15 protein-coding genes are annotated in these 22,091 nt (G+C 65.0%); 5 read left to right on the top strand and 10 right to left on the bottom strand.

Annotation, left to right across the window (positions count from 1 at the left end):
• Positions 1-28 precede the first annotated feature (28 nt).
• The 4 genes from MJ8_RS21875 to MJ8_RS21860 are packed head-to-tail and all read left to right on the top strand — an operon-like array spanning position 29 to position 4,090.
• Positions 29-1,573: a sugar ABC transporter ATP-binding protein gene (locus MJ8_RS21875; protein ID WP_201410810.1), complete on the top strand. Its 1,545-nt coding sequence runs from the start codon at positions 29-31 to the stop codon at positions 1,571-1,573.
• Positions 1,570-2,550 carry an ABC transporter permease gene (locus MJ8_RS21870; protein WP_201410809.1) on the top strand — a complete coding sequence of 327 codons (981 nt, stop codon included), beginning with the start codon at positions 1,570-1,572 and terminating at the stop codon, positions 2,548-2,550. Before MJ8_RS21875 ends, MJ8_RS21870 begins: the two co-directional genes overlap by 4 nt.
• Entirely contained in the window at positions 2,547-3,533 is a 987-nt protein-coding gene (locus tag MJ8_RS21865; protein ID WP_201410808.1) for an ABC transporter permease, read from the top strand. Before MJ8_RS21870 ends, MJ8_RS21865 begins: the two co-directional genes overlap by 4 nt.
• A gap of 44 nt (positions 3,534-3,577) precedes the next feature.
• Positions 3,578-4,090: a gluconokinase gene (locus MJ8_RS21860; protein ID WP_225247985.1), complete on the top strand. Its 513-nt coding sequence runs from the start codon at positions 3,578-3,580 to the stop codon at positions 4,088-4,090.
• Between the two features lie 27 nt (positions 4,091-4,117).
• Here MJ8_RS21860 and MJ8_RS21855 read toward each other — a convergent pair whose 3' ends face one another.
• The 10 genes from MJ8_RS21855 to MJ8_RS21810 all read right to left on the bottom strand — a co-directional run bounded on the left by MJ8_RS21855 (position 4,118) and on the right by MJ8_RS21810 (position 19,885).
• On the bottom strand, positions 4,118-5,263 hold the full coding sequence (locus tag MJ8_RS21855; RefSeq protein ID WP_201410807.1) for a hypothetical protein: 1,146 nt from the start codon (positions 5,261-5,263) through the stop codon (positions 4,118-4,120).
• A gap of 215 nt (positions 5,264-5,478) precedes the next feature.
• Positions 5,479-5,928 carry an RrF2 family transcriptional regulator gene (locus MJ8_RS21850; protein WP_027167615.1) on the bottom strand — a complete coding sequence of 150 codons (450 nt, stop codon included), beginning with the start codon at positions 5,926-5,928 and terminating at the stop codon, positions 5,479-5,481.
• A 250-nt stretch (positions 5,929-6,178) separates the two neighbouring features.
• On the bottom strand, positions 6,179-7,165 hold the full coding sequence (locus MJ8_RS21845) for a sulfate ABC transporter substrate-binding protein (RefSeq protein WP_201410806.1): 987 nt from the start codon (positions 7,163-7,165) through the stop codon (positions 6,179-6,181).
• 196 nt (positions 7,166-7,361) lie between these two features.
• Positions 7,362-8,402, bottom strand: coding sequence for a sulfate/molybdate ABC transporter ATP-binding protein (locus MJ8_RS21840; protein ID WP_201410805.1), 1,041 nt, complete (start codon positions 8,400-8,402; stop codon positions 7,362-7,364).
• A gap of 69 nt (positions 8,403-8,471) precedes the next feature.
• Entirely contained in the window at positions 8,472-9,356 is an 885-nt protein-coding gene (cysW, locus tag MJ8_RS21835) for a sulfate ABC transporter permease subunit CysW (RefSeq protein ID WP_201410804.1), read from the bottom strand.
• The gene (gene cysT, locus MJ8_RS21830; RefSeq protein WP_201410803.1) at positions 9,349-10,200 is read right to left on the bottom strand and encodes a sulfate ABC transporter permease subunit CysT; all 852 of its coding nucleotides are present in this window, start codon (positions 10,198-10,200) and stop codon (positions 9,349-9,351) included. Before cysT ends, cysW begins: the two co-directional genes overlap by 8 nt.
• Positions 10,201-10,276: 76 nt before the next feature.
• Positions 10,277-11,305, bottom strand: a complete 1,029-nt coding sequence (locus MJ8_RS21825; protein WP_140839575.1) for a sulfate ABC transporter substrate-binding protein — start codon at positions 11,303-11,305, stop codon at positions 10,277-10,279.
• Between the two features lie 202 nt (positions 11,306-11,507).
• Positions 11,508-12,194 (bottom strand): M15 family metallopeptidase, encoded by a 687-nt coding sequence (locus MJ8_RS21820; protein ID WP_225247984.1) that lies wholly within the window; start codon positions 12,192-12,194, stop codon positions 11,508-11,510.
• A gap of 37 nt (positions 12,195-12,231) precedes the next feature.
• The gene (pbpC, locus tag MJ8_RS21815) at positions 12,232-14,337 is read right to left on the bottom strand and encodes a penicillin-binding protein 1C (RefSeq protein WP_201410801.1); all 2,106 of its coding nucleotides are present in this window, start codon (positions 14,335-14,337) and stop codon (positions 12,232-12,234) included.
• 67 nt (positions 14,338-14,404) lie between these two features.
• Positions 14,405-19,885, bottom strand: coding sequence for an alpha-2-macroglobulin family protein (locus MJ8_RS21810; RefSeq protein WP_201410800.1), 5,481 nt, complete (start codon positions 19,883-19,885; stop codon positions 14,405-14,407).
• Positions 19,886-20,162: 277 nt separating this feature from the next.
• Here MJ8_RS21810 and MJ8_RS21805 point away from each other — a divergent pair, with 277 nt between their 5' ends.
• Positions 20,163-22,091 carry an autotransporter assembly complex protein TamA gene (locus tag MJ8_RS21805; protein WP_201410799.1) on the top strand — a complete coding sequence of 643 codons (1,929 nt, stop codon included), beginning with the start codon at positions 20,163-20,165 and terminating at the stop codon, positions 22,089-22,091.

Genomic DNA, 22,091 nt, shown 5'->3' with positions numbered 1-22,091 from the left:
CCGTTCCCATGAACATTTCGGAGGGCCGATGGACGGTGTGGTTCCGCTCTTCCGCATGGAAGGCATATCCAAGCGCTATGGCGGCGTCAGGGCCCTGGAAAAGGCCGACCTGACCGTCGCCGCCGGCAGCATCCACGCCATTCTCGGCGAAAACGGCGCCGGCAAGTCGACGCTGATCAAGATCATGGCAGGCGTCGTGGCGCCCGACGAAGGCCGCATGACGCTGGACGGGGGCGAGGTGAGCTTCGCTTCGCCGGCCGCGGCCAATCAGGCCGGCATCGTCTGCATCTTCCAGGAACTGTCGCTCATCCCGGAATTGAGCGTCGCCGACAACATCGTCATTTCCGATCCGCCGAAACGCTTCGGCATGATCGACCGCAAGGCGCAGCGGCGGATCGCCGAAGAAGCGCTGGCGCGCGCCGGCGCTTCCGACATCCATCCGCGCGCCCTGGTCAAGGATCTGCCGTTGTCGCGCCGGCAGATGGTGGAGATCGCCAAGGCGCTGGCCCGCAAGCCGCGCATCCTGATCCTCGACGAAGCCACCTCCGCGCTGACGGCAGCGGATGTCGCCAAGGTCTTCGAGGTGCTGAAGCGGCTGCGCTCGGAAGGATTGGCGCTGCTCTACATCTCGCACCGCATGAACGAGATCGCCGAGCTCGCCGACCATTGCACGGTGTTCCGCAACGGCCGCAATGTGGCCAGCTACCCGGCCGGCTCGAAGAGCGACAATGAGGTGGTCGAGCTGATGATCGGCCGCGAATACAGCCACATCTTCCCGCCGAAACCCGCTGGCGCTCAGGCCACCACGCCGGTGCTCGAAGCGCGCAATCTCTCCTGGGCCGACCGGCTGGACAATATCTCGCTGAGCGTCAGGGCAGGGGAGGTCGTCGGCCTGGGCGGTCTCGACGGGCAGGGTCAGCGCGAATTGCTGCTTGCCTTTTTCGGCGTGCTGCGCGGCCTGCGCGGCGAGGTGCTGATCGACGGCAAGCCAGTTTCCATCTCCAGCCCGCGCGCCGCCAGCGACGACGGCATCGGCATGGCGCTGATCCCCGAGGATCGCAAGACCGAGGGGCTGATGCTGCCGATGACGGTGCGCGAAAACCTCTCCTTCGCGGCCCTCGACCGGCTGGCCAAGGGCGGCATCATCGATCGCGCCGCCGAGCAGCGCCTGATCGACGACATGGTCGGGCTGCTGGCGATCAAGACGGCGGGGCTCGACATTCCCGTCGGCGCGCTCTCGGGCGGCAACCAGCAGAAGGTCGTCATCGCCAAATGGCTGATGCGGCAACCGCGCATCATCCTGCTCAACGATCCGACGCGCGGCATCGATGTCGGCACCAAGCAGGAGATTTACCAATTGATGCGCAAGCTGGCGGATGCCGGCGCCGCCATCCTGTTCTATTCGACCGACTATGACGAGTTGATCGGCTGCTGCGACCGCGTGCTCGTGCTCTATGACGGCAGCGTCAAGCGCGAGCTCGTCGGCGCCGAGATCACCGAGCACGCGCTGATCGCCAGCGCGCTCAACATCCATGGCGAAGGCGTCGACATGAAGCAGGGAGCGGGCGCGTGAAGGATTGGCGCTACTTACTGGCCGAGCAACGCGGAACACTGCTGGCGCTCGGCATCTTCATCGTCATGTTCATCATCTACACCACGAACCACCCCGCGGGATTCACCGCCAATGTCGTGCAGACGGCCGCCAACAAGGGTGTGCTTCTGGCCTTCGTCGCCATGGCGCAGACGCTGGTGGTGATCACCGCCGGCATCGACCTGTCGGTCGGCATGATCCTGCTTCTCACCAATTGCCTGGCGTCCTGGCTGGTGGTCGGTACGCCCCTCCAGACCACGCTCGGCGTGATCGCGGTCCTTGCGGCGGGGCTGGTCTGCGGGGCGATCAACGGCGCCATCGTCATCTATGGGCGCCTGCAGCCGATTGTCGCCACGATTGCAACGGGTGCCGTCTATTACGGCATCGGGCTCTTGCTGCGGCCGTTTCCGGGCGGATCGGTCAATGAGGACTTGGCCGATGCGCTGACGGGAAAGCTGTTCGACGTGATCCCGACCTCGCTGGTCGCGTTGCTCGTCGTCGTGCTGGTCGTCTGGGTGCCGTTCAGCCGCTCCGAGTTCGGCCGCGCGGCCTATGCCGCGGGCTCATCGGAAACAGCGGCCTATATGTCCGGCGTGCCGATCCGGCGCGGCAAGTTCCTCGCTTACGCGCTGGCCGGACTGCTGGCCTCGATCGGCGGCCTGTTCCTCACCTTCTTCACCTATACGGGCGAGGCGGCCTATGCGAGCGGCAATTCCTACACGCTGTTCTCGATCGCCGCGGTCGTGCTCGGCGGCGTCTCGCTGTTCGGTGGCAAGGGCAGTGCTATCGGCGCGATCTTCGGCGCGCTCGCCTTCCGCACCATCGGCGACCTGTTGTTCGTCTTCGACTTCGATCCGCTCTGGCAGCCGCTGTTCCAGGGCGTTATCCTGCTGATCGCGGTCAGCCTCGGCGCCTTCGCGCTGTTTCGGGTGCGCAACCGGTTGGAGTGGTTCCTGTGAGCGAAACGACCATCGGCGGCATCGCCGGCCGCATGCCCAAGTTTCTGCGGCGCGCCGACCCGGCTGTCGTCACCGCCTTTGCCTGCATCGTGCTGCTGCTTTTCCTCGGCAGCCTCTATTCGCGCAGCTTCCTGTCGCCGGAATATCTGCTGCAGCAGTTGAAGGTCGCGTCCTTTCTCGGAGTCATCGCCACCGGCATGATGCTGGTCATCCTGCTCGGCCAGATCGACCTTTCCGTGCCCTGGTCCGTCGCGGCAGGCGCCATGATGGCTTGCGCGGCGGCCGCCTACGGGCCGGCCGGCGTCGCTTTGGCCATCCCCTTCGGCGTCCTGTGCGGCGTGGCGATCGGCATCGTCAACGGCATCGGTGTGGCCTATCTGCGCATCCCCTCGATGATCATCACTTTGGCCACCAACGCGGTCGCGCAAGGGCTGATGGTGGTCTATACGGGCGGCTTCTCGCCACAGGATTCGGCAACGGCGGCGATGCGGTATCTGGCGACCGGCTTCACCATTCCCGGCGTTCCAAACGCCGTGATCATCTGGGCGCTGATCGGCGCCGCGATGGTCTTCGTTCTGACCCGCACCAGCTTCGGCCGCGCCGTCTACGGCATCGGGAACCGCGAGCGCGCCGCCTATCTCTCCGGTATCGACACGCGCCGCATCGTGATGATCGCCTTCGCCGTCTCTGGCGGGCTGTCGGCCTTTGGCGGCGTGCTTCTGGCGGGCTATGCGTCGAAGGCGGCGCAATCCATGGGTGATGCCTATCTGCTGCCGTCGATCGCTGCCGTCGTGCTCGGCGGCACGTCGATCCTCGGCGGACGCGGCTCCTATCTCGGCACGGTGGCCGGCGTGATCCTGATCACGCTCCTGCAGTCCATTCTCTCGGTCATGCAGATGCCGGAGGCGGGGCGGCAGATCATCTATGGCGTCGTCATCGTCGCCATGCTTCTGCTCTACGGGCGCGCGCCGGCAAGCCGCTGACCGTGGATGAGGCGAGCGCAAGACCGCAGATTCCGGAGCTCCGCATGAACGATCTTCGGACGGCGCCGGCCATCGTCGTGATGGGTGTCGCCGGTTGCGGCAAGACGGCCGTCGGCGAGGCGCTCGCCGAGGCGCTTGGCGCCGACTTCATCGAAGGAGACCGGCTGCATCCGCCGGAGAATGTGGCGCGGATGGCGCGCGGCGAGCCGCTGACGGACGCGCTGCGCGCGGGCTGGCTCGACGCCATAGGCGAGCGTATCGCGGCCACCGTCGCCGACGGGCGGAAAGCGGTGGCGGCGTGCTCGGCGCTCAAGCGCAGCTATCGCGAGCGGCTGAGCCGCTTCTGTCCCGACACGGTGTTTCTCTATCTGAAGATCGATCGCGAGACCGCCTGGCGGCGGGTCGCCAACCGCAAGGGCCATTTCATGCCCGCTAGCTTGGTCGACAGCCAGTTCGCCACGCTGGAAGAGCCCGCCGCGGACGAGCGGGCGGTGACGGTCGACGGAACCCGAAGCGTCGCCGGGATACTGAGAGAAGTCGTCGACCAGGATCAGTGATTTTCAGCATTGCACCTGACAGGGGCTTCAGGCGCCCTCTTTGCCGATCGCAGGTTCGGTTGGCCGCTCGGTCAGCCGCGTGGCGCTCGACCAGGCCAACATCTGCTCCGGGCAGAGCTTGAGCGTTTCCAGCATCTGGTCGCGCTTCGACAGGATGAATCCCGCCTGAACGACGAGGTTCTTGCCTGTCGCGTCCTTGGCGGGCGATACGGGCGCTTCCGGACTCGCGCTCAGCTCGCGGACGATCGCCCGGTACTGGCGAAAGGGGATCGTCTCGATCGTCGCCATATGAAACAGCGCCGCACCCGCGCGCGCGGCGAAGTTTGCCGGCGCCGAGGCGAGGTGAGTCCAGCCGCGCTCGCCCATGGCGGCCTCCGCAAAGGCGGAGCCGGCATAGATGGTGTTGGTCATCAGCACCACGCCGTTTGCCTTCAGCAACTTCTGCATACGCGTGGTGACCTGATAGGCGTCGGTGCGCTCGAAGACGATCCGGCTTTTCAGGAAACGGTTCTCGACCTTGATCAATGGCGGGTTGATGACGCGGAAACCGAATTGGCTCGGCGAGAAGCCATGATACTGCGCGCTCACCTGATGGGTGTCGACGCCGGCCTCATGCAGGGCGCGCTTGCCCATGATCGTCTGCGCCGTGAATTGGTCGCACCATATGATGGCGCCATGCCCGTTGCGCAGGGCTTGTTGCAGGGCCTCGAGGCCTTCGAGGCGGATCGCCGGCGACCAGCGCCAGCCGGCGACGAGATGCGCTGAAAGCGTCAGCCGCCGGCGGTGGATGGCGGCGAGTTGCGCCTCGAACATCGCTCGCGTGTCGACGGAATCGCCGAGCACGGCCCTCACCGCGGCATCGTAACGGGCGAACTCCTTGCGAAAGTGGCGCTTGCGCCTGAGCCTGGACGCCCAACCGCAGATGGGGCCCCAGGACGAGACCGGCAGCATTGCCGCGACGCCGAGATAGAAACAGGACAGCAGGCTTTCGCGCAGGTCCCGATTGGTGAAGCGGCGCAGCTTTCCGGGGCGGATGACCTTGCGGCTGAAGAAGCGGACGGACTCGTTGCGCTCCGGCACCGGCACGTCGGCGGTGATCTCGGTATGATAGATCTCGTTCGACGTCGGCTGCCGGCTGGCCCTGCGGGAATTGCCAGGCCAAGGCAGCCTCATGCGTCAGAGCCCCGTTTCACTCTTTCGATGCAGCATGATCCTGCCCGAAAACCGGTCCCACTTTTCGGCACCATGCTCTGCCGCTTTACTGCGTCCGCGGTAGACTGGCAACCGAGGGCGAAAAGTCAGGGTCGCGGCTTGTCTTTGGCGCCATTGCGGGCGCAAGGTTGCGGCGAGCGGTCAAGCCTGGCCGCTTTACCCTTCCTCGAATTGCCTCAAATCTGAGACGTGAGCTCCGCCGGGAAATCGTCGTTGTCGGCGTCGCGCATGGCGGCGAGGCTGCGGTTGTCCAGCACCTCGGCGATCGCCTGGCGCACTTCCAGCATCATGTGGCGGACCTGGCAGGTGGCCTCGTCACAATCCTCGCAACGCTGGTATTGCGTGCGGCTGGCGCAAGGGATCGGCGCCAGTGGCCCGTCGAGCACGCGCACGACATGGCCGATCTTGATCTCGGAAGCGGGCCGGGCGAGGCGGTAACCGCCTTCCTTGCCCTTGCGGCTCTGGACGAAGCCGGCATTGCGCAACTCGCCCAGGATCGCATCCAGGAATTTCTTCGGGATGTTGTTGGCGACGGCGATGTCGTTGACGAATGCAAGCTGGCCAGCCGGCAGGCTGGAAAGATGCACGAGGGCCTTGAGGCCGTATTTGCCTTTTTTGGTCAGCATGCCCGATTCAATTCATCAAACCCCAATCGCCCTGCATCTGGCGGTTGTTTGTGTGCAAATCATGACAGTTTGACCGTCGAACGCCCGCTGGCCCAACAATTTGCCGGTGCAGCTTAGGCACAAACGCGTTGATTCTTCGTAACGTTTTTCACGTTGGGCCAGGATTTCCCCTGCGAACTCATGCCGCCCGGCTTACAAGAAGAAAGCCGGCAAAGCCGGCCTCCTTGCGCTTCCTGATTGTGGAGCCCTTTCAGCGGCTGCCGTAGGCCTGATCGAGCAGTCCGCCGGCGGCGAAATGCTCTTTCTGCACCTTGTCCCAGCCACCGAAGACTTCCTCGACGGTCAGCAGCCGGACATCCGGGAAGTCGGCCCTGTGCTTGGCGGCCACCGCCGCGTCGCGAACACGCAAGCCGTTCTCGGCGGCGATCTCCTGGCCGTCCGGCGTGTAGAGGAAGTCGAGATAGGTCTTGGCGAGATCGCGGCTGCCGTGCTCGTCGGCAACCTTGTCGACGACCGCTACCGGAAACTCGGCCAGCAGGCTGACCGAAGGCGTGACCTGCTCGAATTTGTCATCGCCATATTCCTTGCGGATGCCACGTGTCTCCGACTCGAAGGTGATCAGCACGTCGCCGATCTCGCGCTGGACGAAGGTGGTGGTGGCGGCGCGGCCGCCGGTGTCGAAGATCGGCACGTTGTTGAAGAGCTTGGTGATGAATTCCTTCACCTTGGCGTCGTCGCCCTTGAAGGCTTCCTTGGCGTAGGCGGTGGCGGCAAGATAGGTGTAGCGCGCATTGCCGGACGTCTTCGGGTTCGGGAAGATCACCTGCACGTCGTCGCGCACCAGATCGTTCCAGTCCTTGATATGCTTGGGATTGCCCGCGCGGACAAGGAATGAAGGCAAGGAATAGAAGGGCGAGGCGTTGTCCGGAAAATCCTTCTGCCAGTCGGCTGAGACCAATCCCTTCTTGACCAGGAAGTCGACGTCGGTGACCTGGTTGAAGGTGACGACATCGGCGCCAAGACCTTCGGCGATCGCGCGCGCCTGCGCCGAGGTGCCGGCATGCGACTGATCGATCGTGACGCCGGGGTGCTTGGCGATGAAGGCTTTGTTGATGTCGACGAACAGCTCGCGGCCGACGTCGTAGGATGCGTTCAAAAGCTTGTCGGCCGACCAGGCTTGGGAGGACGCGAGGACGAGACCGGCAGCTGCCGCAATGCCGAGCAATAGACGCTTCATGAAAACAGGCTCCTTGGAAATGGATCGAAGCTATGGCGCGACCTTAGTCAGGAAAGATTGGCGCGACGAGGCACGCGCTCGGGGCGGCGACCCAGAGTTTGGAAAATATCTCGCCGAAACAGCCCTTTGCTAGGAATTTCTTCCAAGCAGATTCATGAGTGTCGCCAGGCTGGGGCGCCAGAGGCACGAAGGTAATTCAGGACTTAGGAAAAAGCTTCCAGCGCCGCGGCCTGAAGGCCACCCGGCTCTTCTGCGCGGCGGGATGGTCGACCGGCAGTTCGATCTCGATGCGCTGGCGTTCGCCGCCGACCTCGAGCTCGACGCGCCTGGTGCCGGCGACGCGGCGGCTGGCGGCAACCGTGCCGGCGATGCAGCCGCTGCAGCCGTCGAGCAGATCGACGTCATGCGGGCGGAAATAGAGGATCGCCTCACCGGAGGGCGCATGCGGCGCCGAGAGCCCGATCGGCCGGTCGGCGATCCAGACTTCGCCGTTCTCGACCTTGACCGGCAGCGAGCTGGATTCGCCAATGAAGGAGTAGACGAAGGGCGAGTTCGGCGTGTCGTAGATATCGTCGGCGGTGCCGACCTGCTCGATACGGCCCTGGCTCATGACGACGACGCGGTCGGCGAGCTCCAGCGCTTCCTCCTGGTCGTGTGTGACGAAGACGGTGGTGTGGCCGGTGCGGTCATGGATCTCGCGCAGCCAGCGGCGCAGCTCACGGCGTACCTGTGCGTCGAGCGCGCCGAAGGGTTCGTCGAGCAGAAGCACCTTGGGCTCGATCGCCATGGCGCGGGCCAAAGCGACGCGCTGGCGCTGGCCGCCGGAAAGCTGCGCCGGGTAGCGCTTTTCCAGACCCGACAGTTGCACGAGGTCGAGCAGTTCGAGCGCCCGGCGGCGGATTTCCTGCGCGGGCGGTCTCGCGGCGCCGTGCCGGACCTTCAGGCCGAAGCCGATATTGTCGGCAACCGTCATGTGGCGGAACAGCGCGTAGTGCTGGAAGACGAAACCGACATTGCGCTCCTGGATCGACTTCTGCGAGGCGTCCTCGTCGCCGAAGAAGATCGCGCCCTTGGTCGGCCGCTCGAGCCCGGCGATCAGGCGAAGCAGCGTCGTCTTGCCGGAGCCCGACGGTCCGAGCAGCGCGATCAGCTCGCCGGACCTGATGTCGAGCGACACGTCGTGGAGCGCCGGAAACCGCTCGAACTCCTTGCGCACATTGACGACGCGAACTTCCATAGAATGACCTCTGTTAGTTGATGCATGTCATTGTCCCAAAACCGCTACACACTTTTGGGTGACATGCATCTAGTGCCCGCGTGTCGCGGCGATCTCGGCGCCGTAGCGCATCTCGAGAAGCGTTTTCAAGACCAGCGTCACCAGCGCCAGGCCGGCGAGCAGCGAAGCGACGGCAAAGGCGCCGACGGCGTTGTATTCGTTGTAGAGGATTTCGACATGCAGCGGCATGGTGTTGGTGAGGCCGCGTATGTGGCCCGACACCACCGAGACCGCGCCGAATTCGCCCATGGCGCGCGCATTGCATAGAAGCACGCCGTAGAGCAGCCCCCATTTGACGTTGGGCAGCGTCACATACCAGAAGGCTTGCCAACCGCTGGCGCCCAGCGAAAGCGCCGCCTCCTCGTCGCCATTGCCTTGTTCCTGCATCAGCGGGATGAGCTCGCGCGCGACGAAGGGGAAGGTGACGAAGATCGTAGCCAGCACGATGCCGGGAACGGCGAAGAGGATGACGATGCCATGCGCTTTCAGCCAGGCGCCGAGCAGTCCCTGCGCCCCGAAGAGCAGCACATAGACCAGGCCGGAAATGACCGGCGAGACCGAGAAGGGCAGGTCGATGAGCGTCGTCAGGAACGCCTTGCCCTTGAACTCGAACTTGGCGATCGCCCAGGCGGCCGAGATGCCGAAGATGACGTTGAGCGGCACCGAGATCGCCGCCACCAGCAAGGTCAGGCGGATGGCGGAGCGCGTGTCGGGGCTGGAAAGGGCTTCCGTGTAGGCGCCGATGCCCTTGGCAAGCGCCTCATGGAAGACGACGATCAGCGGCAAAAGCAGGAAGACGGCGAGGAAGGCAAGGGCGATCGCCATCAGCACGGCCTTGACCGGCCGGCTTTCGGTCACGGCGGGCGACTGGCTCTCGTGATGCGGCTCGTAGGATTTGATCTCGGGATCAGCCATAGCGCTTGCGGCTCCATGTCTGAACGAGATTGACGACCAGAAGCATCAGGAAGGACAGCGCCAGCATGATCGCGGCGATCGCGGTCGCCGCCTCGTAATTGTATTCCTCGAGCCGGATCACGATCAGAAGCGGCGCGATCTCCGACTTGAAGGGCAGGTTGCCGGCGATGAAGATGACCGAGCCGTATTCGCCGACGCCGCGCGCAAAGGCGAGCGAGAAGCCGGTGATGATCGCCGGCGCCAGGCCCGGGAAAAGCACGCGTGTGATGATCTGGAAACGGCTGGCGCCGAGCGTGGCGGCTGCTTCCTCGACCTCCTTGTCGAGCTCTTCCATGATCGGCTGGACGGTGCGCACGACGAAGGGCAGACCGATGAACACCAGCGCGATGACGATGCCGAGCGGCGTATAGGCGACCTTGATGCCGAGCGGCATCAGGAGATGGCCGATCCAGCCATTCGGCGCATAGAGTGTGGTGAGCGCGATGCCGGCCACGGCCGTCGGCAGGGCGAAAGGCAGGTCGACCATGGCGTCGGCGATGCGCCGCCCCGGGAAACGGTAGCGGACCAGCACCCAGGCGACGACGGTGCCGAACACGACGTTGACGGTAGCCGCCAGGAAGGCGGTGCCGAAGCTTATCTTGAGCGCGTTGAGGGTGCGCCGGTCGACGACAATCGCCCAGAAATCGGCCCAGCCGAGCGCTGCCGAGCGCCAGACCAGCCCGGAAAGCGGGATGAGGATGATGAGCGTGAGGTAGGCAAGCGAGAAGCCGAGCGTCAATCCGAAACCCGGAATGACACTCGGCTGCCTGAATCGCCACCCCGCCTTGGCGGGTGCTGTGGTCATGCTGTTCTGGATCGTCCCTTCTTACTCAACCAGATGGCATCGGGCATTGCAGTCGGCGGCTTTGAAGGCACGCCCTTCACTGGGCCGGCTTGTAGATCTGGTCGAATATACCACCGTCGCCGAAATGATAAGGCTGCGCCTTCTTCCAGCCGCCGAATTGCGGGTCGTCGATGGTGACCAGCTTGATTGCCGGGAGCTTTGCAAGGTCCTCGGCCGGCACAAGGTCAGGCTTGGCCGGGCGATAATGGTTCTTGGCGATGATGGTCTGGGCTTCCTTGGAGTAGAGCCAGCCCAGATAGGCTTCCGCGACCTTGCGCGTACCCTTGGCATCGACATTGGCGTCCACGACCGCGACCGGCGGCTCCGCCAGGATCGAGGTCGGCGGGTAGACGATGTCGAAATTGTCGGCGCCGAATTCGTCGAGCGCGAGATAGGCTTCATTCTCCCAGGCGATCAGCACGTCGCCCAGGCCCTTCTGCGCGAAGGTCACCGTCGAGCCACGCGCGCCGGTATCGAGGACGGGAACGTTCGCATAGAGCTTGCCGACGAACTCCTTCGTCTTGGCTTCGTCGTTGCCGTCATTGGCGTTCGCATAGGCCCAGGCGGCAAGATAGTTCCAGCGCGCGCCGCCGGAGGTCTTCGGGTTCGGCGTGATGACCTGGACGCCGTCCTTCACCAGATCGCTCCAGTCATGGATGCCTTTGGGATTGCCCTTGCGCACCAGGAAGATGATGGTCGAGGTGTAAGGCGCCGAGTTGTTCTCGAACTTCGTGCGCCAGTCCGGGTTGATCTTCTTCGTCTTCGAGACGATGGCATTGATGTCGCCTTCGAGCGCCAGCGTCACGACATCGGCGTCGAGGCCGTCGATCACCGCCCGGGCTTGGGCGCCGGATCCGCCATGCGACTGCTGGATGGTCACGGTTTCGCCGGTCTCCGCCTTCCAATGCGCGGCAAAGGCCTCGTCATAGGCTTTATAGAGTTCACGTGTCGGGTCGTAGGACACATTCAGAATGGTCGTGTCGGCAAACGCGAAACCGAGCGTGCCGAACTGGACAGATGTGGCGACCAGCGCGCCGAGCAGTTTCCTGAAATGAGGTTTGGTCATTCCCGCCTCCGTTGAACTGCACGAACTCTACCGAGTTTATAGAATTTAGATGCATTGAATGTTGCCTTTTTCACCTCCCCGAAGCAATTTTTCGCCGTCATTGGGCCAGTCGAGGAAATGATTTCCTCAACGCTGACCGCACGGCTCCTCGTCAGCCGAGCTAATTAGAGATGGTCGAGTTTAGGGCAAGCCTCGCCGCGCCTTAATTGGCGGTCACCGGAAAATCGAAGCGCTGTCTTGAAAAAGGTTCTTCGGCGAGGGTGAAGTGCCACCATTCGTGCGCATAGTTGCGGAAGCCGGCGGCACGCATGGAAGCGAGCAGCATCTTGCGGTTCGCCGCCGCGTCGGCGCCGAGAGGGCGGTGCGCCGTCTCGCTCGCCGGATCGAAGCAGTCGAAACCGGTGCCGAAGTCGAGCGTGCCGCCGTCGGGCGCGCCGCAGGCCGGTTGGACGGTACTTTTCCCGGCGGCATCGGCGATGGCGAGGTCGACCGTCGAGCCGCGCGAATGGCTGGACAGCTCACCGACATAGCCCTTGGCGATGAGGTTGCCGCGTTCGACCGTCGGATACCATTGCGGGTCCGGCGGGCCGCCCTCTCTCGTCCATTGGACCATGTCTGCGACGGCGCGTGCCGGACGGTAGCAGTCGAAGACCACCAGTGTCAGGCCTTTGGCGACCATCGTTTTCTGGACGCCGGACAGCGCCTTCGCCGCCTGCGCGGTCAGGATGCAGACCGGCGTGTCATAGCCGTCGACCTTGCGATGCAGGAAGTTTTCGCGGCCGGCGTAGCGGATATCCTGGCGGATGGACGGATCGATATCGGCCAGCCTGACGAAGCCGGTGGGGAGGGGGTCGGTGTGAGCTGCGAGGGTACCGGCAGTCGAAAGCAATGCGCAAAACGCAACCTTCTGAATCGCTTGCCGCACTCTATTCAACGAAAACCTTCACGCTGGCCGCGCGGCCGGCCGCGTCGATCACGGTCAGCGTCGAGTAGCCGGTGCCGTCGGGTTGCCACGTCGCCGTGCGGCGGCGGTCAATGCCGGCAAGCGGCTTGCCGTTGGCGAGCCAGCGGAACGGTGCGCGGCCGCCCTGGAGCTTCAGAACCAGCGGCGTGGCCTCGGCGGAGTTGGTGCCGAGATCGACGCGGGCGCCATTGGGCGGGAAGATGATGGCCGGTGCCGGCTCGGTGGCGGTCGCCTGCACCAGACCGTCGGCGCCGGCGCCGAAGCGGGCGAGCGTCACGGGCAATTCGTCGCGCCTGAGGTTGAAGACGCCCGGCGGCCGGCCGGGCAGCGGCACGCTGGCAAGCCCGGAACGGACGAAGCCTTCGAACAGGATGGGTGCGGCCGAGACATAGCCCGACAGGCCGGGGACAGGGCTCGCATCGGCGCGGCCGACCCATACGCCCAGCACGTAGCGGCCGTCGAAGCCGACGGACCACGCATCGCGATAGCCGTAGGAAGTGCCCGTCTTGTAAGCAATGCCGCGCTGCATGGCGCCTTCCGGCGGCTTCACGCCGGACAGGATGTCGTTGATCTGCCAGGCCGCCTGGTCGTCGAGGATGGTGGCGGTGGTGCGCTGGGCATTGGCCGGCTCGGTGCCGTCATGCAGCGTGTGCATCTTCCCGCCATTGGCGAGGCCCGTATAGAGCTGCACCAGGTCGCGCAAGGTCACGCCGACGCCGCCAAGCCCGATCGCCAGGCCGGGCGCTTCGTTGGGCGGCAGGATCGGGTTGACGCCGGCCTGGCGGAAGCGTGCCGTCAGCCGCGCCGGACCGACCGCGTCGAGCACGCGGATCGCGGGCACGTTGAGCGATAATTGCAGCGCCTGGCGGATCGAGACATCGCCCTGGTAGCCCATGTCGAAATTCTTCGGGCGGTAGCCGCCGAAATCGGCCGGGCTGTCTTCGATGATCATCTCCTGCGCCACCAGCCCCTGCTCGAAGGCGAGCCCGTAGATGAAGGGCTTGAGCGTCGAACCTGGGGAGCGCACCACCCTCGTCATGTCGATCCAGCCGGAGCGGCTGGCGTCGAAGAAATCGGCCGAGCCGACTTCGCCGAGAATGTCGCCGGTGCGGGCGTCAGCCATCACCATGGCGACGGAAAGTTTCGGGCCGAGCTTCCTGGCGGCATCCCTTGCGACCTGTTCCAGCCCCTGCTGCACACTCCGGCGGATGGTGAGCTGCAGCGGCTTTCCGGGCACGGCCTTGGGCAGCATGGCATAGGATGCATGCGCGGCCAGCGCCGGCAGTTTTCTGCGCAGGCCCGAGACGTCGTCCAGCGCGGCGCGCTGCGCTTCGTGTTCGCCGAGCAGGCCGGCCGAGACCATGCGGGTCAGTACCCTGTCGCGCGCGGCGTGGGCGATGCCGAGGTTGCGGTCGGGCCGGCGCCTTTCCGGCAGTTGCGGCAGTGCCACGAGGAGGGCGGCTTCCGAGACGGTCAGCCGCTTCGGCTCCTTGCCGAAATAGGCAAGCGAGGCGGCACGCACGCCTTCGAGGTTGCCGCCATAGGGCGCCAACGTCAGATAGCGTTCGAGGATTTCCTGCTTGGAGAGCCGCCGCTCGATCTGGATGGCGCGCAAGATCTGCTTGAGCTTGGAGCCGAGGCTGCGGCTGTCGCGCGGCTCGATCAGCCGGGCAAGCTGCATCGACAAGGTCGAGCCGCCCGACACGATATGACCGCTGGTGACGAGCTGGCCGGCGGCGCGGCAAAGCGCCAAAACGTCGACGCCGCGGTGATCCCAGAAGCGCTTGTCTTCATAGGTGACCAGCATGTCGACGAATTGCTTGTCGATCTGGTCGAGGCGGGTTTCGAGCCGCCAGTAGCCGTCGGGCGTGGCGAAGGCGCGCAGCAGCTGGCCGTCGCGATCCTGCACCTCGGTGGAGACGGTCAGCCTTGCCGGCAGTGGCGGCGGGAAGGCCCGGTCGAGTTCCCAGAGCGCGGCGACCGAAAGTGCCGCCAAGCCGGTGAGCGAAATCCCGGCCATGGCTGTTCGACGCACAAACTTCTTGGAGAGCATGGCGCTGCCCCTCATCCGCCTGTCGGCACCTTCTCCCCGTATAGGGACGGGGAGAAGGGAGATACCGGCGACCTTTTCATCGCTACTCGCCCTTCACCTCCATGACGCCGGTGGCGGTGCGGGCCGAATATTGCGGCCGGTACATGTCCTCCACCGTCGCCGCCGGATGTGCGTAGGTGCCCGGCGTCACGGCGCGCACGACATAGGCCAGCGTGATGTTGCGGTCGCCATCGCCTTCGTTGGGGTTGAAGGCGGCGACGAAGCGGTCGTCGCGGAACTCCAGATGCGCGGCGTCGGTCTGCGCCAGCCAGGAGAAGTTCGACAGTTGCGCGCTGGAAACCAGGCTCGGATTGTCGATCTCGAAGCCGGCCGGCAGCAGGTCGGTGATCAGGAGCCGCGACGGCCATTTGTTCTGCTCGTAGATCTTGAGCACGACCACATAGCGCTCGTTCTGCTTGGCTTCGGTGACGTTAGCCTCGGTACCGTCGAGTTTGTAGTAGGTGCGATCGATGGTGAAGCCGTCGCCGCCGGCAGGCAGCGGGTCGACCGGCGCGGCCACTGCCGTGACCACCGCTTGCAGCGGCGTCGCGCCGGTGTTGGCGATGGTGAGCGGGCTGTCGACAAGATTGCTGCCGGCGACCTGGTCGGAATAGCCGCCCGAATGCGGCGCGCCGTTGACGGAGAGCGTGATGGAATCATTGCCTTCCTTCAGCGCCCGCGCGGCAAGCAGCATCCAGGATTCATCCTGCGTGCTCGTCCAGCGGGCATCGGCGCGCGCCACGCCCACCAGCTTTATCAGCTGCGGCATGATGCTGGGCACTGGCTTCGATTCCGCTGCCAGCGCCAGCATCGCCGCGCCGTCACGCAGCCGCGAACCATAGTCCGAGCGGTACCAGTCGTAGTCGGTTTCCGACTGCGCCAGCCTCAGCGCCGTCTGGAAGGTCGATTCTGAACGCTGCGTGTCGCCATAGAGCGCCAGGCTCGCCGCCAACTGGGCGACCGCCATCGGGCTGGAGAAGGCTTCGAGTTGGGTGTCCGCGTAGTAGCGCAGGTCGCCGATCGAGGCCTTCTTGTTGCGGGCAAGCACATAGAGCGCATAGGCGATCTCGCTGCCGCGATCCTGGACGCTCTGGTCGTAGCCCAGCGAGTTCTGCAGGTTGTTCAGCGCCTGGTTCATGGCAAGCGCCGGCACATCATACTTCTCCTCGCGCGCCCGGGTCAGGAACTCGGTGACATAGGCATCGAGCCACAGATCGCCGGAGCCCGGTCCCCAGAGGCCGAAGCTACCGCTTGCGGCCTGGTAGGACAGCACTTTGTAGATAGCGTCCTGGATGCGTTGATGCAGGTCCGGGTCGCTCTCCATGCCGATGCTCTTGGCCATGTCGTTGACATAGAGCAGCGGCATGGCGCGGCTGGTGGTCTGCTCGGCGCAGCCATAGGGGTAGCGGTCGAGCGACATCAAAAGCGATGGCACGTCGAGCGCGGAGGACTGCGAAACGCCGACGCTGACCGAAGCACCGTCGAGCACGCTTGCCGCCAGCAGTTCCTTGTCGACCCGCAACGAGCCGCCATTGGGCTTCAGGTCGACAACCATGCGGTTGGTGACCGGAAGCTGCGCAGGGCGCACCGGCAGATAGAGCGTCTGCTCGACCTGGGTGCCGTCGGCATGCGCGAGCTTGACGGTGACGGAAGCATCGCCCGCGGTCTTGGCGACCAGCGGGAAGGTGAGCGACTGGCGCTTGCCCTGGGCGAGCGTCAGCTTCTCGGGCAGGGGCTTGTCGCCGGTCGAAAGATCGCCGGTCGTGGTGACCGAGAGCGCGTAGTCGCCGGCCGGGCCATCGGTGTCGGCGATGTCGAGGCGCATGGTCGCGGCGTCTCCCGGCGCCAGGAAGCGCGGCAGGCCGGCAGTGATCACCACCGGATCGCGCACGATGACGTCGGTTTGGGCATGGCCGACCGCATCCTTGGTCCAGGCGACCGCCATCACGCGCACGGTGCCGTTGAACTGCGGGATGTCGAAATCGATCCGCGCCTTGCCGTTGGAGTCGAGCTCGACCGGGCCGGAGAAGAAGGCGACCAGCTTTTCGGTCGGCGGGCTGCCTTGCGCCTGCATGTTCGCCCCGTCACCGCCGGTGCGTATCTTGCCCATGGTGCCGAGCGAGCCGTCGATCAGGCGTCCGTAGAGGTCGCGGATCTCGAGCCCCAGCATGCGCTGGCCGAATAACCAGTCCTCGGGATCGGGCGCCTTGTAGTTGGTGAGGTTGAGAATGCCGACATCGACGGCAGCCACCATCACATAGGCGTTGGTGCCGGCCTGAGCGCCGTTGACCGCGACGGGGATCGACAACTGCTGGCGCGGCACGGTCTTTTCGGGCGGGGTGAGCGCGACCGCCAGCTTCTTCGAGCCCGGATCGACCGCCAGCCATTTGACGCCGATGGCGCGGGCCGGCATGCGCGATTCCTGCGCGTCGCCGGGCCGGAACAGGGTTGCCGTGACATAGGCGCCGGCGCCCCAGTCGTCCCCGATGGGGATGTCGACGGTGCTGCCGCCGGCCGGCACCGAAGCGGTGACTGTCTTCAACAGCTTTTCGGCGCCGATGGTCACAAGCAGTTCGCCGGCAAAATGCGGCGACACCTTCAGCTTGGCGACTTCGCCTGCGGCGTAGCTGTCCTTATCCAGCGCGATCTCCAGACCGTCGGGCGTTTCGGTGGTGGTGGACGCGACATACCAGCCGGCATCGAACTCATAGCTGGTCGCCGGACCGTCGGGATCGGCGGTCTCGACCTCGAGCCGGTAGCGGCCCCAGTCGACGGGCAGCGACACGGTCGCCTCACCATCGGCCTTCAGGTCGACCGCGCCATTGGCGACGGCCTTGGTGAGGTTCACCGCCTCGTAGTTCCAGGAATTGTTGGAACGATACCATTGATAATTGCGCTCGACCTTGACGAGCGACCATTGGGCGCCCTTCAGGTCCTCGCGCTTGCCGTTCGGGTCGACGGCGATGATGCTGAACTTGGCGGTGCCGCCTTGCGGCACCTCATCGCCCTCGAAATCCGGCCGGATGCCGATGACGTCGCGCTGCGGGCGAACGCCGATGTCGAGCGAGCGCTCGACGGCGCGGCCGCCGGCTTCGCGCATGCGCACCGTGACCTTGGCGTTGACCAGCTTGGTGGTCGACGGCAACTGGTCGATGGTGATCGGGAAGATCGCTTTGCCGTCGTCGCCGACGACGGGAAGGTTGGCGAGGGGCGTCACGGTCGGCTCGCTAGACTGCTCGTCGGCAAGGCCGAAGGTGAAATCCTTGAAGCTGTCCCAGCTGCTCGTGGTCGATAGCGTCATCTCGCCTTCGAGCGCCAGGCCCGCGGCCGGCGCGCCATAGAGGAAGCGGCCGTCCACCGTGGCGTTGGCCGTCTCACCCTGCGCGATCTCCTTCTTGTCGGCGGTGAGATCGAATTCGATGCGATCCGGCACGAAGTCCTCGACCAGGAACATCTGGCTGGCGACCGGCGACTGCTTGGGATCGGTGTAGATCGACACGGTCCAGGTGCCGCGCATGGCGTTGGCCTCGAGCGGGAGATCGACGGCATGGCCGCCGGCGGACTCGCCATTGCTGACGATCCGGCGGTTCTCGACGCCGTCGGGACGGGTGAAGATGAAGGTCAGCGGCAGGTTCTCGACCGCTTTTGCCGCGCCGTCACGGGCCAGGGCGGCGACATGCACGTCCTCGCCGGCGCGGTAGATGCCGCGCTCCGTCCATGCATAGACGTCGAGCGCGCCCGGCGAGGCGCGTCCCGCGACGCCGCGATCCGACAGGTCGAAGCCGGCCTTGCCCATGTCGAGGAAGACGAAGTCGTTGTCGCCTTGCTTCGCCATCAGCACGGCCGGCACCATGCCGTTTTCGCCGCGGGTGAGGCCCGGATTGAAGACGGCGTGGCCCTCGGCATCGGTCGTCGCGGTGCCGAGGATCTCGTTGTTCTTGGCAAGCAGCGTCAGTTCGGCGCCGGAAATCGGCTTGGCCGAGCCCAGCGAACGGGCAAAGACGTTGAGGCCGTCCTGGCCGGTATAGGTGGAAAGGCCGATGTCGGAGACCACGAACCACTGCGTGGCGCGTGAACCATAGTCGTCGCTCTTGTCGTCGACAGGTTGCGCGGTCAGCACATAGACGCCTGGCTTGCGCTGCGGGACCGCCTCATCCACCGGGAACGAAGTGGTAACCTCCTTATTGAGATCATTGGCGATGTCGAGTGTGCCCGACCAGACGGGGGCGCCCATCTGGTCGGAAATCGTGGAGATGTCATAGCCATCGAGCTGATGCAGGAACTGATAGCCGGACAGAAGCTGCGCCAGCGAACGGTCGCCGATGCGGTAGAGCGTCATCTTGGCGGCATTCATGTTGACGGTGATGACCGGAATGCCGCGGCGGGCGCCGGCCGGCAGCACGAAGCTGTCGCCGGTGAAGCGGGCGGACGGGGCACGGTCCTGGACATAGATCGACAGCACGACAGGCGCGGCGATCGTTTCGCCGATCGCCGCCGGCAGGCCGGCGCGGAAGGTCACGTCATAATGCTGGCCGTGCTCCAGGCCCTCGACGCAGATCTGCTTGTCCTTGGCCTCGACGGCCTTGGGCGCGGCGTTGTCGACGGTCACGAACTGCGAATAGTCGACTCCGGTCTTGACCAGGTCCTCGGAGAACTGGGCGCAGATGCGCGGCGAGGAGGAATCGGCATCGACGGTGTGCTCGACGACGCGGAAACCCTTGCGCGCCTTGAGGTCGGCATAGTCGGCCTGGACGGCCGGCGAGTTCACCAGCGCAAGGCTCGCCTCATAGGCCTGCAGCGACGGCCGGTAGAGATCGCGCTTGTCGAGGCCGGCGGCAAGCAGCGCCAGCGCCTCGGCGCGGGTCTTTGTCGTGCGCACCAGCTTGTAGGCGTTGAAGGCCGCCGAGGTGGCGTTCATCGGGAACGTCGCGGGTTCGGTGGTGTTCGACGCCGGCTCCACGGCGAGTATCTCGCGCGCCAGCGCCAGCCACAGCGCGCCGTCGTCGGGCAGGACCGAGACAGCGGCCTGGTATTTCTGCATGGCAAGGCGATGGTCGCCGGTAAGCGAGGCCTGCTCGGCCGCGGCCTGCAGCGCGGCAAGCCCCTCGGTCGGCTTGTCATAGGCCGGATCGGTCAGCTTGTTGCGGAACTGCTGGGCCTGGTCGGCCATCCAGTTCGGGAAAAAGGCCAGTGCCGGCGGGGCGCCGATATCAGGGTCGCCGTCGACATTCGCGACCTTGCCGGCGACGGCGCCGGTGAAGGATTTCAACTGGTTATAGTCGGATTTGAGAAAACACCATTTGGCCTTGGTGTTATAGGTGAAGGCGCGGCAGGCCGGGTCGCCGAGGCAGGTGGTCTTGCATTGGTCGAGGCTGACATTCTGCTCCGACCGGAGGTCGAAACCGAAATAGTCGGAATTGTCGGTCGTCACGATTCGCCGGGCTTCGGCCGCAAGCGCCGCCCCGCCCAGGGCGAAAAAGATGAGAAGAAGGAAAGAGAGACCACGAGCCGCGCGCATTGCCATACCACCCTCCAGACATCGCCAGCGTCCGGGCATGATCAAGCTTCGTGCAGGCTTGTCAACGCCGGAGCGCCGCAGGTTTATCACCCGCGAACGGTTTCCATGCCGGCCAAAGGCCGGTATTTCGACAGAACCTCTGTGAGACGGATCACACTTTCTTGCGGAATCGCAAAAGGTGTGAATTCCAAGCCCGGTCTATTTCAGACAATTGGATTGTGGCCCCTTTACGAACGTTGCGGAACTTCATTCCAATTTTAGTTTTGTCGACTAGGTTGTCTTAATGCCGGCGCTTGAAACGCAGATGTCAGGAGGGTTCGCGCCAGGGCGCGGGCTTCCGCGCGCCCTGCTTTTCGCGCTCGTCTGCGCGACCGCACTGGCCGGAGAGGTGAGGCAGGCGGCGGCTTTCGAGATCTTCGGCATCAAGCTTTGGGGCTCGTCCAAGGACGAGGATGCCGACGTCGTCGATCCGCTGCGCTATTCGGTGACGATCAATGCGCCTGACGCCGACAAGGATCTGGTCAAGAGGCTCGAAAATGCCTCGGCGCTGAAGAATGACGAGGACCATCCGGTGTCGGGATCGCTCGGCCTGATGGCCAAGGCGCGTGGCGACCGCGAACAACTGGTCGCCGCCCTCTACGCCGATGCCCGCTACGAGGGCGTGGTCAGCATCACGATCGAGGGAAAGTCGATCGACGAATTGCCGCCGGATGCCGAATTCAAGGGGCCGCAGCCCGTTCCGGTGGTCATTACGGTTGCTCCCGGGGCGAAGTTCACGCTTGGCAACATCCGGCTGAAGGGCGATGCGGCGGGATTGGCGGCGGCCGATTTCGGCCTGATCGCCGGCGGCGATGCCGGCTCCGGCGCGGTGCTCAAGGCCGAAGCGCTGATCGTGCGGGCGCTGAAGGAAGAGGGCAGGCCGCTCGCCAAGGTGACGGATCGCGAGATCGTCGCCGAGCATGCCAGCTCGACGCTGGACGTGACGCTGACGGTGGCCGCCGGCCCGGTCGCCGGTTATGGCGACACGACGGTCGAGGGCACGGAAAAGGTCGATCGCGACTTCACCGAATATATGACCGGGCTGAAGCGGGGCCAGCAATATTCGCCGCAGGAAATCGACGACGCCCGCGACCGGCTGCTCGGCCTCGAGGTCTTCAACAGCGTGACCATCAAGGAAGCCGACAGCCTCGACGCCAACGGCAACATCCCGATCGGGGTCCAGGTCAGCGAGCGCAAGCCGCGCTTCTTTGGCGTCGGCGGCACCTTCTCGAACACGGAGGGCCTGGGGCTGGAAGGTTATTGGGGACACCGCAACCTGTTCGGCCAGGCCGAGAAGCTGCGCATCGACGGATCCATCAGCGGCATCGGCAGCAACAGCCTTTCCGCCCTCAACTACAATGCCGGCGTCATGTTCGAGAAGCCGGGCGTGCTCGGGCCGACATCGAAATTCTTCACCGGCGTAAAGACGGTGTTCGAACACCCCGACGCCTACGACCATTTCTCGGTCAAGGGCGACGTGGGCGTTTCCTACGACCTCGACAAGCAGCAGCGGGTGTCGGCCGAATTCGACCTCGATTATTCGCGGATCACCGACGCTTTCGGCAAGCACACCTACCTGATCGCCAGCGTGCCGCTGCAATATGTCTATGACAGCCGCGACAACAAGCTGAACCCGACCAGGGGGCTCCGCTTCCTCGCCTATGCCGAGCCGAGCTACGACATATTGAACGGCGCGACCTTCCTGAAGCTGAAGGGCGAGGGCTACACCTATCAGTCGCTCGACACGGCAAGCCGGTTCGTGCTCGCCGAACGCGCGACGCTGGGCTCGATCGTCGGCACCGGCCTGCAGAACGTGCCGGCCGACCGGCGCTTCTATTCCGGCGGCGGCGGCTCGGTGCGCGGCTATTCCTACCAGGGCATCGGCCCCAAGGATATTGACGGCCAGCCGATCGGCGGCCTCTCCTTCTTCGAAACCTCCGTCGAGATGCGCATCGGCGTCACCGACACGATCGGCATCGTGCCGTTCGTCGACGCCGGCACGGTCTCGACCAAATCCTTCCCCGATTTCTCGGATGTGAAGGCCGGCGCCGGCGTCGGCCTGCGCTACATCACGCCGTTCGGTCCGCTGCGCATTGACGCGGCCGTGCCGCTCAACCGCGATCCGGGCGATCCGCATTTCGGCATCTATGCCGGCATCGGCCAGGCGTTCTGA

Source organism: Mesorhizobium sp. J8 (genome assembly GCF_016591715.1).
Taxonomy (GTDB): Bacteria; Pseudomonadota; Alphaproteobacteria; order Rhizobiales; family Rhizobiaceae; genus Mesorhizobium.
Note: the sequence above shows the minus strand (reverse complement) of the source record. Positions and strands in the feature narration are given on the sequence as shown.